Below are 13,037 nucleotides of genomic sequence, written 5' to 3'. Positions count from 1 at the left end.
TTTGGGCCAGCAAAAGAAAAGTGACTCGAGCGTCCCACGGGACTAGCTTCGCGTCGTCGGCAGACGATCGAAACGCCTCCGCGGCGTGAGCGGCCAGATCGCGGCAGCGCCCGAAGTTGCGAACAACCAAAACCGCAAAAAGCGTAAGCAAAGTCACTGGACTCCCGCTTTCGCGGGAGTGACGGTGAGGGAACGATGGGGGCTTTCGAAACGCGGAAGCAAGCACGCAAAAACCGGCACCGCCCGAAGAAGCGAGACCCGGCTGCGAGGCACAAACCGGGGGCAAGGTCACCAGATCCCGGCCTCCGCCGCCACGGCGGCAAGGGGCTGAAGGTCAACCTTTCGTCAACCCGTTGCGATTCCCCCCAAATCCGGCAACCCTACGCGCTGTCCCGCTCCGGCGGGCCCGACGTATCCAAGCCGCCCCGGGGCGGTCACCAGGGGACAATCACATGACGGGACGACTCTCGTGAGCGGCAATCTTTCCCAGACCGACAATCGCAAAGAGCTGACCGTCCGCGGTCTCATCCTGGGCGTGATCATCACGGTGGTGTTTACCGCCGCCAACGTGTTCTTTGGCCTGAAGGCCGGCCTGACCTTCGCCACGTCGATTCCGGCGGCGGTGATCTCCATGGCCCTGCTGCGCGGGTTCAAGGATTCCACCATCCAGGAAAACAACGTCGTGCAGACCATCGCGTCGGCGGCGGGCACGTTGTCGTCCATCATCTTCGTGCTGCCCGGCATGATCATGATCGGCTGGTGGGCGGACTTCCCGTTCTGGACCTCCTTCGCGGTTTGCGCGCTGGGCGGCATCCTGGGCGTGATGTATTCCATCCCGCTGCGCCGCGCGCTGGTGACCAATTCCGACCTGCCGTATCCGGAAGGCATCGCCTGCGCGGAAGTGCTGAAGGTCGGCGCCGGTGACGACGCTGATGCCAACAGCGTGGAAGAAGGGCGAGCCGGCCTGCTTGCCGTGCTGTGGGGTTCCATCGTGTCGGCGGTGTTTGCGGTGGTGGTTGCCACGCAGGTTTTCGCCAGCGACTTCGTGCGCTACTTCCGCGTGAACGACAAGGGCGCGGTCAGCGGTTTCGATTTCAGCCTTTCGTTTGCGCTGTTTGCCATCGGTCACCTGGTGGGCCTGTCGGTGGGTATTGCGATGCTCATCGGCGCGATCATCGGCTGGGGCTGGGGCGTGCCGCACTTCTCCGTGCTTGGCGACCTGTCGCAGCCGATTTCCGACCTCGCCAATGCCACATGGAGCCACAAGGTGCGCTTCGTGGGCGCGGGCGCCATCGGCGTGTCGGCCATCTGGACGCTGGCCAAGCTGGTGAAGCCGGTGATCACCGGCCTGACGTCGGCCATGGCCGCTGCACGCGTGCGCAAGGCGGGCAAGGCAGACACGCTGCCGCGCACCGAGCGTGACATTCCGATCGGCATCGTGGGACTGATCACGCTGGCGTGCTTCATTCCCATCGCGTGGCTGCTCGGGTACTTCGGCAACACCGCAGGCCTGGGCGCACACGTGGGCGTCCTGGCCATTGGCGGTGTCGCGTTCGTGGTGCTGATGGGCTTCTTCGTGTCGACCGTGTGCGGGTACATGGCCGGCCTGATCGGCTCGTCCAACAGCCCCTTGTCGGGCGTGGGCATTCTTGTGGTCATCGCCGCTGCATTGTTGCTGGTGGCGTTCGTGAAGCCGTATGTGGGTGCCGACGAAGGCAAGGCGCTGGTGGCGTTCGCACTGTTCATCACCTCGGTGGTGTTTACGGTTGCGGCCATTGCCAACAACAACCTGCAGGATCTGAAGACCGGCCAGCTGGTGGACGCCACGCCGTGGCGCCAGCAGGTGGCGCTGGTGGTGGGTGTGGTGGCTGGCGCGGCGGTGATTCCGCCGGTGCTGGACCTGATCAACAAGGCTTACGGTTTCGTGGGTGTGGCCGGTGCGGGTGCACACGCGCTGCCGGCGCCGCAGGCGGGCCTGATTTCCGCGCTGGCGCAGGGCGTGATCACGGGCAACATCGATTGGAGCCTGATCGAAATCGGTGTGGGCATCGGCGTGGTCATCATCGCCATCGATGAAATCCTGGCACGCACCTCCAAGAGCGCGCGCATTCCTCCGTTGGCCGTGGGCCTGGGCATCTATCTGCCCACGGTCAGCACGCTGATGGTGGTGGTGGGTTCGGTGGTGGGCTGGTATTTCGATCGTCGCGCCGACCGCTCGGCGAAGCCGGAAACCACCAAGCAGCTGGGTGTGCTGCTCGCTTCGGGCCTGATCGTGGGCGAGAGCATCGTGGGCGTGCTGATTGCCGCCATCGTGGCGTTCGCCGACAAGCTGGGCTTCAGCAACCTGCAGGCGCCGTTGGCGCTGGTGGGCGAGAGCTTTGCCGACAAGGCGCAATGGATCGGCGGCATCGCCTTCGCCCTGATCGTGTTCTTCATGTACCGCTGGGTAGCCCGCATGGCTAACGGTATCGGCAACAAATGAGTCCTGGGAGGCTCTGATCCATTCCACGCAGGCGTCACCGATTCTGCCAGGGCGTACAGCTGCGCCCTGGCAGAACCGGCCCTTCGGGTGACTCGCAGAGAGTGTGCAGAGCGCGATGCGCACCTTGCCCAGGCGGCCAGCCTGGGCTGCGTCACGCCTCACACCCTGCACACTCTCTGCGGGTCATGCCGTCTACGTGGAATGGATCAGGGCCTCCCCGGGTCGCGACCTGCCTGAAGCGGGCGCGACCAAATGTCATGCCTGCATGCCACGATCAGACAGGAATGCGCCTTGACCGGCTATCCTAGACGGTCGCAGCGATGGTCCTGCGCGATGGTCATGTGGAGGCGGTAAACGCGTGGTGGAGCAGACAGGGGCGGATGCCCCGATTCCCGGTGAGTTGCTTGCGCGCCCTGGCCTGATGGCCCGGTTGCGCAGGCTCGCCGGTCCGCTGCTTTCGGTGGCCATGCTGTGCCTGGCGCTGTGGGCGCTGCATCGCCTCGCCAGCGAGGTGAGCTACCGCGAGGTGGCCCGCTACGTCCACGGGTTGGAAAATTATCGCCTCGCGCTGGCCGTGCTGCTCACGGCCGGCAGTTACGGCGTGATGATCCTGTACGACTGGTTTGGCCTGAAATACATCGGCAAGCATTTGCCGGGCGCGCAGGTCAGCCTGATCTCCTTCATCAGCTACGCCTTCAGCAATGCGCTGGGCATGGCGCTGCTGATCTCCGGCTCCATCCGCTATCGCTTCTACATCCAGGCCGGGTTGTCCACGGCGGAAGTGGCGAAGGTGGTGGTGTACACCACGCTCAGTTTCTGGCTTGGCTTGTGCGCGCTGACCGGCGTCACGCTGTTGCTGGTGCCGGTGCCGCCCACGCTGCCGCTTGCCAGCTTGCGTATCCCCGTGGCGAGCGTGCTGACGCTGGTGCCGTTGTTGTGGATCGCAGGCAGCCGTCTGCTTGGACGTCCATTGCGCCTGTGGCGCTGGCGTTTGAGCCTGCCGAGCACGCTGGTGGCTTTCCGCCAGGTGCTGGTGGGCGCGGTCGATTGGGGTCTGGCCGCCTACGTGCTGTACCTGCTGATGCCGAACCAGGTGGATACCGGTTTCGGCCACTTCCTCGCCATCTTCGTGCTCGCGCAGATTGCCGGCCTGATCAGCCACGTACCGGGCGGCCTTGGCGTGTTCGAAGCGGTGATGCTGGCCGGCTTCGGCGCCGAAGGTAACCAGGGCCTGGAAGCGCCCATTCTCGGCGCGCTGGCGGCGTATCGCCTTATCTATTACTTCCTGCCGCTCTTTGCGGCGACGGTGGTCGTGCTTTGGCGCGAGGCGCGCGGCCTGCGTCAGAAGGCGCTGCTGGCACCGTGGTTCACGGGACTGCTGCCGCCGTTCTTTGCGGGCTTGACGATGGTGTCGGGCGCCGTGCTGCTGTTCTCCGGCGCCACGTCGGCACTACCCACGCGCATGGCCATCCTGCGCGACGTGTTGCCGCTGGCCGTGCTGGAAGTGTCCCACTTCCTCTCCAGCGTGGTCGGCATGATGTTGCTGATCCTTGCGCGCGGTTTGCAGCGTCGCCTCGATGCCGCCTACGTGCTCACGCTGGTGCTGCTGGTGCTGGGCGCGGTGTTGTCGCTGCTCAAGGGCATCGACTACGAAGAAGCCATTCTGCTGTCGCTGCTTGCGCTTGCCCTGGCGCCTGCGCATCGCCTGTTCTATCGCCGCGCGTCGATGTTCAGCGCGAGCTTCTCGTGGGGATGGATCATCGCCATCGTGGCGGTGTTCGTCTGCGCCGGCTGGCTGGTCGGCTTCAGCTACAAGCACGTGGAATACAGCAACAACCTGTGGTGGGAATTCAGTTTCTATCACGGCGGTGCACCACGCGCATTGCGCGCGCTGGTGGGCGCGGCGGCGGCGGGACTCCTGTTCGCGTTGGCCAGTCTTGTTCGCCCCGCACGTCCGAATTTGCACCTGCCCAGCGAAGCGGACCTGCAGCGCGCGCTGCCGCTGATCAAGCACTTCAACTCCGCGCAGGCGCATCTGGCGCTGATGGGCGACAAGACGCTGCTGTTCGACAACGACAACCGCGCCTTCATCATGTACGACGTGGAAGGGCGCAGTTGGGTGGCGATGGGCGACCCGGTCGGCGAAGACGAAGATGCACGCCGCGAACTGGTGTGGACCTTCCGTGATCAATGCGAGCGCGCTGGCGGCTGGCCGTTGTTCTACCAGGTGCGCCAGGACGATCTGGACCTGTACCTGGAAGTGGGCATGAACTTCCTCAAGATCGGCGAGGAAGCGCGCGTGGAACTGGCCGGCTTCAACCTGGACGGCAAATCCAAGAAGGTGTTGCGCAACACCATCAACAAACTCACCCGCGACGGCATGCGCATGGAGATCGTGCCGGCCGATGCGGTGCCCGCGTTGATGCCCAAGCTCAAGACCATTTCCGATGCGTGGATGCGCGACAAGGGCGTGCGCGAGAAGGGCTTCTCGCTGGGCACGTTCGATCCGCGCTACCTGGAACGCACGCCGATGGCATTGGTGTGGCAGGGCGAGGAGCTGGTGGCGTTCGCCAACCTGTTCCTGACAGACAACAAGGAAGAGGCTTCGCTCGACCTGATGCGGCACCTTCCGGATGGCACCTCCGGCGTGATGGATTTCCTTTTCATCAGCCTGATGCAGTGGTCCAAGCAGGAAGGTTACCGCTGGTTCAACCTTGGCATGGCACCGTTCTCCGGCCTGCAGAACCGCCGCAGCGCGCCGCTGTGGAGCCGCCTGGGTGCCATGCTGTTCGGTCGCGGTGAGCGGTTCTACAACTTCCGCGGGCTACACAAGTACAAGGACAAATTCGATCCCGTGTGGGAGCCTCGTTATCTCGCGGTTCCCAATGGCATCGCTTTGCCGCTGGTGTTCGCCAATGTGGCGAGCCTTATCTCGGGTGGATTGTCTGGCATGGTGCGCCGTTGAAACGACTCTGGAAATGGATGGCCCTCGTTGTGCTGATCGCTGCTGGCGTGAGCCTGTGGGCCTGGCAGCCGTGGCATCACGCCACCATGGACGAATCGCTGGTACAGGTGCCTGCGCAGGCAGGCGTGACGCCGCTGGCCGGGCGCGAAGACGTGGTGGCGATTTTCTATTCCGGTGACGGTGGTTGGCGCGACCTGGACCAGTCGCTGGGCAAGATCATCGCGTCGCACGGCATTCCGGTCGAAGGCGTGAGCCTGCTGCAGTATTACTGGCGCGAGAGGAGCCCGGAAGATTCCGCGGCGGACCTGGACGCGTTGATTTCCCGCGTCGTGGCGCAGCCCGGCAAGAAGCGCGTGTGGCTGATCGGCTTCTCCTTCGGCGCCGATGTGCTTCCCACCATCGTGGGCAAGCTCAGTCCCGAGGGTCGCGCGCGCATCGCGCAGATCGTGCTGCTGTCGCCCAGCCACGACGTGAATTTCGAAATCGAGATGGAAGGCTATATCTCGGCGCGCGAAGGCAAGTGGAAAACCTGGACGCAGGATTTCTTCCAGTGGGTGAACCCGGTCAAGCACTTCGATGCCATGCCGCCGCTTCAAGCGCTGGATAACCATCCGCCGGTGGTGTGCTACTACGGCATCAAGGACAAGGCCGACACCATCTGCGCCGATCCCAAGCTGCCGTCGTGGATCAAGGTCTACGAAAAGACCGGCGACCATCACTTCGACTACAACTACGAAGGTCTCGCGCAGCAGATGATTCACGATCTGCCTGCGGCGCAGTAAGCCTCTCGCGATATATGTGGGAGCGCACCCTGTGCGCGACTCGGTATAACGTTGGCATTCGGTTTCGCCGAGTCGCGCACAGGGTGCGCTCCCACAAGGTCATAGCGATCTTCAGTTCGGCAGCGGCACCGATTGCACATCGAACGGTACCTGCCGCGGAATGCCCGCGTCATCGCCCTTGTGCGCAAACAGCAGGCTGTACTTCGATTCGATGAAATACACGCGGCCATTGGCGATCACGCCTGACGAGGGATCGTTGAGTCCCGCCACCAGCGTCACCAGTTCGCTGGCCTTGTCGCCCTTGATCGTCGCCATCGAGATCTGCCCGCCATAGGGGCCATCGTGTCCGAAGGCGTTGCTTTCGAAGATCACGATACGGCCATGGCCAACCGAACGGATGGCATCGGCGTTCTTCAGCGTGCGGGGCATGTCGATGCGGGTGGCCTTGCCTGCGCTGCCATCCGGCTGCACATCCACGCGCAACAGGTAAGGCTCGGCAGCCACGGTGCTGAGGTAGACGTGGTTGCCGTCGATGGCGATGCCGTTGAGCTTGTATCCGTCGCTGCCGGCGATGAACGCTGCATCTTCCTTCCACACCTCAAGCTGCCTGTCGCCATCGCGCCAGCGGAAGATGCGCGGCTGGAAGGAGTCGGTGACGTAGAGATTGCCGTGTTCGTCTTCCGCCAGGTCGTTGCAGTAACCCTTGTCGGGGAGCTCGTAGCTGGCACGCGGTGCGCCGGTGGCGAGGTCGTAGCTCTTGAGCGCGCTGGGGTTCGTGGGAACGGTGGTGTAGCCCAGCGTGCCCGAGCAGATCCACAGCAGGCCACGGTGCGCATCCACCAACACGCCCTGGCCATTCGAGAGACCGTTGGAGCCTGGCGTTACCAGCACTTGAGGTGCGTCTTCGCCGGGCTGGAGGCGAGCCACCGCACCCTGGCGCCAGCTGCCAACGTAGAACGAGCCGTCCGGCCCCACGGCGATGCTTTCCGGGTACCAGTCGACGGGTAGCGGGCGTGTCGTGGCGGGCGCTTGCCCGGCGTGGCTGGTGGCGGTGAAGGTGAGTGCGAAGGCCAGGGCCAGGTGGCGCAGGCGCGGAAGGGTCTTCATCGTTCGATCTCCCTGTGGGTCGTGGCAGGGATCTTGATTGGCCGCCCATTATTGATAAATGCGGGTAAGCTTCATTCACTCCAAAGCAGGGATTTGGAATGGATCGTCTGACCAGCATGGCGGTGTTCGTTCGCGTGGTGGAGAAGGGCAGCTTTGCCGCCGTGGCCGACGAATTCGACCTGTCCACCACCATGGTGGCCAACCACGTGCGCGCGCTGGAGCAGCAGCTGGGCGCGCAACTGCTGGAACGCACCACGCGGCGCCATCACCTGACGGAGATCGGTGCGGCCTATCTGGAACGCTGCCGCGACGTGCTCAGCAGCGTGCAGGCTGCGGACCAGGTGGCCGAGGCGATGCGCGCAGAACCGCAGGGTACGCTGCGGGTGACGGCACCCGTGACGTGGGGTGCGCATCGGTTGATGCCGGTCATCGGCGCGTACATGGCGGCCTATCCCACCGTGCAGGTGGAGCTGAGCCTCAACGATCGCGTGGTGGACATGCACGAGGAAGGCTTCGATGTGGCCATCCGCTCGGGGCCGATCCACGATGACGCACTCGTCGCGCGCCCGCTGTCGCCGTCGCACATGTTTGCGGTGGCGAGTCCCGCGTATCTGCAATTGCACGGCACGCCGGGCAAGCCGGAAGATCTGTCCGGTCACGCGTGTCTGGGTTTCATGGCATGGGGCGCCCGCCACCATTGGCGCTTCAGCAAGGAAGGTCGCCAGGTGGAAGTACCGGTGAAAGGGCCGTTGATGTGCAACAACGGACAGGCGCTGCTGACGGCCGCGCTGTGCGGTGTTGGCGTGGTGGTGCAGGCCGATGTATTGCTGGCGCCCTCCATTGCATCCGGGCAACTCGTTCGGCTGTTGCCCGATTGGAACTTGCCTACGCGACACATCCAGATCGTCCGGCGGCGTGAGGTTCGACCCACCGCCAAGCTTCGAACGTTTGTCGATTTCGTACTGGAGCGATTGGGATGAAGGAACGGACGTCGGTGAAGGAACACGCTCACACACGCAATGCAGGTATCGACTTGTTGCGTGGCCTGTCGATCCTGCTGGTGGTGCTGCATCACATCGGCTTGCGCATTCCGCTGAAGAAAACCTCGCTCGCCGCGGTGCTGCCGACGAAGGTGATGAGCGCCATCAATTTCAACGGCTACGAAGCGGTCTTCATCTTCTTCGTCATCTCCGGTTTCCTTATCACCAGCAACGCGCTTCACCGCGACGGTGCGCTGTCCCGCATCGATCTGCGTGCCTTCTATGCGCGGCGTTTTTCGCGCATCGCACCCTGCCTGTTGTTGTTGGTTGCCGTGCTGAGCGGGTTACACCTGTTGGGCGTATCTGACTACGTCATCAGTCGGGAAGGGCAATCGCTGCCACGCGCCATCGTGGCAGCGCTGGGTTTTCACCTGAACTGGTACGAAGGCATGACGGGTTACCTGCCCGGCAACTGGGACGTGCTGTGGTCGCTCTCCATCGAGGAAGTGTTCTACCTCGGCTTTCCCCTCGTGTGCCTGCTGACGCGGCGCACATGGGTGCTGGTGCCCATGTTGATCGTATTGGCCCTCTCCCTGCCGTGGACGCGCGCGGCGCTGGCCGACAACGAGATCTGGCAGGAGAAGGCGTACCTGCCAGGCATGGCGGCGATTGCCACGGGCGTGCTGGCGGCGTTGCTGGCATGGCGGTGGAAGAGCGTGCCGCGCGGCGTAACGTGGGCACTAGGTGCGCTCGGCGCGATCAGCCTCTATCTGGTGATGTTCGAAGGCAAGCTGCTGTGGCCGGTGATGCACAACGGCTACATGCTGGTGCTCACGTTCTCGGCCGGCTGCCTTGTGCTGGCCAGCGCGTGGGCGCGTTCGAATGCGGCGGCCGCGCGCGGCCTAGGCTGGCTGCGTTCGTGGGGACGCCTGAGTTACGAGATCTACCTGACCCACATGTTCGTGGTGTTCGGTGTGCTGCGAATCTGGAAGGCGACCGGTGGCGACTTCACTTATGGCTACCTGTGGTACCTGCCTGCGCTGCCGTTGTGCTGGCTGCTGGGCAAGGGCATCGAGCGTTATGTGTCGACGCCGTCGGAGCGGTGGTTGCGGCGGAGGATGTTGATTCAGCCACATGGCGCTGGCGCCATGGTGCAGGTCGCTCCGTTGTAGGAGCGCACCTTGTGCGCGACCGCAGGGTCAGGTCGTTATCGCAGGGTGTGGACGTCGCGCACAGGGTGCGCTCCCACAAGATGCGCGGATACGTGGCTTAGCGAAAGCGGTTGATCTGATCGCGCAGATCGAGTGCTGCTTCACGTGCGGCGTGGGCGAAATCCTCGCCGTTGCCCGCGTAGAGAATGGCGCGCGAGGAGCTGATCATCAGGCCGGTGTTGTCGCTGCTGCGGCCATGCTTCAGCACCGCTTCGACATCGCCGCCCTGCGCACCGATGCCCGGCACCAGCAGCGGCATGTCACCCACCACGGCGCGCACCTTGCCGAGTTCTTCCGGCCAGGTGGCGCCGGTGACCAGTGCGCAGTTGCCGTTCGCGTTCCACTGCCGCGCAATGGTTTCGGCCACGCGCAGGTATAGCGGTTCACCGCCGCAATCGAGTGCCTGGAAATCCGCGCCGCCCGGGTTGGACGTGCGACACAGCAGGATCACGCCCTTGTCGGCACGTTCAAGGAACGGCTGCGCGGAATCGCGGCCCATGTACGGGTTCAGCGTGACGGCGTCGGCCTTGTAGCGATCGAACGCTTCGCTGACGTAATGCTGCGCCGTGCTGCCGATGTCGCCGCGCTTGGCATCGAGGATCACCGGCACGCCGGGATGTTTTTCGTGGATATGCGCGATGAGGCGCTCAAGCGCTTCGTCGGCACGCAGCGCGGCAAAGTGCGCGATCTGCGGCTTGTACGCGCAGACGACGTCGGCGGTTGCGTCGACGATGTCGCGGCAGAACTCGAACACCGCGTCCTTGTGGCTCTTCAGGTGCGCGGGGAATTTGGCGGGCTCGGGATCGAGGCCGACGCAGACGAGGGAGTCATGGTCAGCCCATGCCTGTTGCAGGGATTGCATGAAGTGCATCGTGTTCTCCTCGCTGCTTTTTGTTCCCTCTCCCCTCCGGGGAGAGGGTTAGGGTGAGGGGACAATCTTGCGGTGACGCTGATTTGGAAAGTGGTTCTTTTGAGGAAAGAGGCCAGACCTGGCCCCTCACCCCAGCCCTCTCCCCGGAGGGGAGAGGGAGCAAAGCGGGCGTTACGCCAGCTTCTTGTACTTCACACGATGCGGCTTGGCAGCCTCATCGCCGAGACGACGCTTCTTGTCCGCCTCGTACTCGTTGTAGTTGCCCGGGAAGAACTCCACGTGCGAGTCGCCTTCGAACGCGATGATGTGCGTGGCGATGCGGTCCAGGAACCAGCGGTCATGCGAGATGACCACCGCGCAACCCGGGAATTCCAGCAGCGCGTCTTCGAGTGCGCGCAGCGTTTCCACGTCAAGGTCGTTGGACGGTTCGTCGAGCAGCAGCACGTTGCCGCCCTGTAGCAGGGTCTTGGCCATGTGCAGGCGACCGCGCTCACCACCGGACAGCTGACCGACGATCTTCTGCTGGTCGGTGCCCTTGAAGTTGAAGCGGCCAATGTAGGCGCGCGACTGGATCTCGAAGTTGCCGATGGTAAGGATGTCCGAACCGCCGGACACTTCCTGCCACACGTTGTTCTTCGGATCGAGCGCGTCACGCGACTGGTCGACGTAGGCCAGCTTGACCGTGTGGCCCAGCTTCACTTCGCCCGAGTCGGCCTGTTCCTTGCCCATGATCATTTTCATGAAGGTGGACTTGCCGGCGCCGTTCGGGCCAATCACGCCGACGATGGCACCCGGCGGAATCTTGAACGACAGGTCTTCGATCAGCACGCGATCGCCGAACGACTTGGTGACGTTCTTGAACTCGATCACTTCCTGGCCCAGGCGTTCGCCCGGCGGAATGAAGATTTCATTGGTTTCGTTGCGGCGCTGGTACTCGACCGAGTTCAGCTCTTCGAAACGGTTCAAGCGCGCCTTGCCCTTGGACTGGCGACCCTTGGCCGCCGAGCGCACCCATTCCAGTTCCTTCTCGATGGCCTTCTGGCGCGACTTTTCCTGCGAGGCTTCCTGCTTGAGGCGGGCGTCCTTCTGCTCCAGCCACTCGGTGTAGTTACCCTTCCACGGAATGCCGCGGCCGCGGTCGAGTTCCAGAATCCACTCGGCGGCGTTGTCCAGGAAGTAGCGGTCATGGGTGACGGCCACGACGGTGCCCGGGTAGTTCTGCAGGAACTGCTCCAGCCAGTCCACCGACTCGGCGTCCAGATGGTTGGTCGGTTCGTCCAGCAGCAACATGTCCGGCTTGGAGAGCAGCAGGCGGCACAGCGCCACGCGGCGCTTTTCACCGCCGGACAGCGGTCCGATCTTGGCGTCCCACGGCGGCAGGCGCAGCGCGTCGGCGGCCACTTCCAGCTGGCGTTCCAGCGCGTGGGCGTCGTTCACCGCCAGGATGTTCTCCAGCTCCTGCTGTTCCTTGGCGAGCTTGTCGAAATCGGCGTTTTCTTCACCGTAGGCGGCATAGACCTCTTCGAGGCGCTTCTGCGCGTCCAGGATCACCGAGACGCCTTCTTCAACGGCTTCGCGAACGGTCTTCTCCGGATCGAGCTCCGGCTCCTGCGCCAGGTAGCCGACCTTGATGCCGGGCTGCGGGCGGGCTTCACCCTGAAAATCCTTGTCCACGCCGGCCATGATGCGAAGCACCGTGGACTTGCCCGCGCCGTTCACGCCCAGCAGGCCGATCTTGGCGCCAGGGAAGAAGCTCAGCGAGATGTCCTTGATGATGTTGCGCTTCGGGGGGACGATCTTGCTGACCCCGTTCATGGTGTAGATGTACTGCATGGAACCTCCGGCGGCGTGCACGGCGCCGGCCGCGAGGGCAGGCGGTGCGATCAGAGTGGGTGTAAACCACTCATTATAGCGGGTTATGGGGGCGGCCCGGTGACGGAACCTGGGCGAGACAACCTATGTGGGAGCGCACCCTGTGCGCGACAAGCCCCGCATGTGGCCGGGCGCCGGGTCGCGCACAGGGTGCGCTCCCACATGGGTCAGGGTTTTGGACGCGCCGTATCGAACAGCGCGCTGACCGTTCGCGTGTGCAGCGACGCCGCGTCGTAGCCCGCGGGCAGCATCCCGGCGATTTCCAGCATCACCGCGCCGTGCAGCGCGGCCCAGATCTGGTGACCGAGGATGGCCGCATCGGCCTCGACGGTGCCTTCGGCGATCATCACGTCCACATGGGCGGCGATGGTGCGCCACATGCGTTCGTGAGCTTGCTGGTAGGCGGGGTCGTCCCGACGTGTTTCCGGGTACTCGAACATCAGTCGATACGTGGCGATGTTGGCGCGGGCGAAGGCGATATAGGCATCGCGTACCGCGCGGCTGCGGGTGCGGCCATCACCGGGCGTATCAAGGGCCTGTTCCAGCGCTTCGGAGAAGCGGTTCAGGCCGCGGGCACGCACGGCCGTGATGATCTCTTCCTTGTTGTCGAAGTAGCGGTAGGGCGTCATGGTGCCCACGCCCAGGTCGGCGGCCAGCCGGCGCATGGTCACGGCGGCGGGGCCTTCATCCACGTAGAGGCGTGCCGCCGCTTCGCAGAGTCGTTCGCGGAAGGCCTCGGTTTCCTGTTCGCTCAGCGCTCGTGGCAT

The 13,037-nt window shown here is 64.0% G+C and carries 9 protein-coding genes; 5 read left to right on the top strand and 4 right to left on the bottom strand.

Annotated features, from left to right (window positions below; all coding sequences use genetic code 11):
• Positions 1-469: 469 nt before the first annotated feature.
• The 3 genes from DK366_RS19960 to DK366_RS19950 all read left to right on the top strand — a co-directional run bounded on the left by DK366_RS19960 (position 470) and on the right by DK366_RS19950 (position 6,229).
• Positions 470-2,482, top strand: coding sequence for an oligopeptide transporter, OPT family (locus DK366_RS19960; RefSeq protein WP_109127312.1), 2,013 nt, complete (start codon positions 470-472; stop codon positions 2,480-2,482).
• Positions 2,483-2,840: 358 nt separating this feature from the next.
• On the top strand, positions 2,841-5,447 hold the full coding sequence (mprF, locus tag DK366_RS19955; RefSeq protein WP_232821131.1) for a bifunctional lysylphosphatidylglycerol flippase/synthetase MprF: 2,607 nt from the start codon (positions 2,841-2,843) through the stop codon (positions 5,445-5,447).
• 17 nt (positions 5,448-5,464) lie between these two features.
• Positions 5,465-6,229 carry an AcvB/VirJ family lysyl-phosphatidylglycerol hydrolase gene (locus DK366_RS19950; protein ID WP_232821130.1) on the top strand — a complete coding sequence of 255 codons (765 nt, stop codon included), beginning with the start codon at positions 5,465-5,467 and terminating at the stop codon, positions 6,227-6,229.
• A 111-nt stretch (positions 6,230-6,340) separates the two neighbouring features.
• Here the strand turns inward: DK366_RS19950 and DK366_RS19945 are convergent, their stop codons facing one another.
• A complete protein-coding gene (locus DK366_RS19945) occupies positions 6,341-7,336 on the bottom strand; it encodes a hypothetical protein (protein WP_109127309.1) in 996 nt (331 codons plus the stop codon).
• Between the two features lie 98 nt (positions 7,337-7,434).
• Here DK366_RS19945 and DK366_RS19940 point away from each other — a divergent pair, with 98 nt between their 5' ends.
• Complete coding sequence (locus DK366_RS19940; RefSeq protein ID WP_109127308.1) at positions 7,435-8,316, top strand: LysR family transcriptional regulator; 882 nt, start codon at positions 7,435-7,437, stop codon at positions 8,314-8,316.
• On the top strand, positions 8,313-9,488 hold the full coding sequence (locus DK366_RS19935; RefSeq protein WP_109127307.1) for an acyltransferase: 1,176 nt from the start codon (positions 8,313-8,315) through the stop codon (positions 9,486-9,488). The genes DK366_RS19940 and DK366_RS19935 overlap by 4 nt, the downstream gene beginning before the upstream one ends.
• A 97-nt stretch (positions 9,489-9,585) precedes the next feature.
• Here the strand turns inward: DK366_RS19935 and pyrF are convergent, their stop codons facing one another.
• The 3 genes from pyrF to DK366_RS19920 form a co-directional block, all read right to left on the bottom strand.
• On the bottom strand, positions 9,586-10,398 hold the full coding sequence (gene pyrF / locus DK366_RS19930) for an orotidine-5'-phosphate decarboxylase (protein WP_109127306.1): 813 nt from the start codon (positions 10,396-10,398) through the stop codon (positions 9,586-9,588).
• Between the two features lie 171 nt (positions 10,399-10,569).
• Positions 10,570-12,231 (bottom strand): energy-dependent translational throttle protein EttA, encoded by a 1,662-nt coding sequence (ettA, locus tag DK366_RS19925; protein ID WP_109127305.1) that lies wholly within the window; start codon positions 12,229-12,231, stop codon positions 10,570-10,572.
• Positions 12,232-12,437: 206 nt separating this feature from the next.
• Entirely contained in the window at positions 12,438-13,037 is a 600-nt protein-coding gene (locus tag DK366_RS19920) for a TetR/AcrR family transcriptional regulator (RefSeq protein ID WP_109127304.1), read from the bottom strand.

Source organism: Dyella sp. C11 (genome assembly GCF_003121485.1).
Lineage (GTDB): Bacteria > Pseudomonadota > Gammaproteobacteria > Xanthomonadales > Rhodanobacteraceae > Dyella.
This window is presented reverse-complemented; position numbering and strand designations above follow the sequence as displayed.

Excerpts from the sequence above, each read along its gene's own strand:
- DK366_RS19950 (WP_232821130.1), top strand. The coding sequence starts at position 5,465 with ATGGCCCTCGTTGTGCTGATCGCTGCTGGCGTGAGCCTGTGGGCCTGG.
- DK366_RS19945 (WP_109127309.1), bottom strand. The coding sequence starts at position 7,336 with ATGAAGACCCTTCCGCGCCTGCGCCACCTGGCCCTGGCCTTCGCACTC.
- DK366_RS19940 (WP_109127308.1), top strand. The coding sequence starts at position 7,435 with ATGGATCGTCTGACCAGCATGGCGGTGTTCGTTCGCGTGGTGGAGAAG.
- DK366_RS19935 (WP_109127307.1), top strand. The coding sequence starts at position 8,313 with ATGAAGGAACGGACGTCGGTGAAGGAACACGCTCACACACGCAATGCA.
- pyrF (WP_109127306.1), bottom strand. The coding sequence starts at position 10,398 with ATGCACTTCATGCAATCCCTGCAACAGGCATGGGCTGACCATGACTCC.
- ettA (WP_109127305.1), bottom strand. The coding sequence starts at position 12,231 with ATGCAGTACATCTACACCATGAACGGGGTCAGCAAGATCGTCCCCCCG.
- DK366_RS19920 (WP_109127304.1), bottom strand. The coding sequence starts at position 13,037 with ATGCCACGAGCGCTGAGCGAACAGGAAACCGAGGCCTTCCGCGAACGA.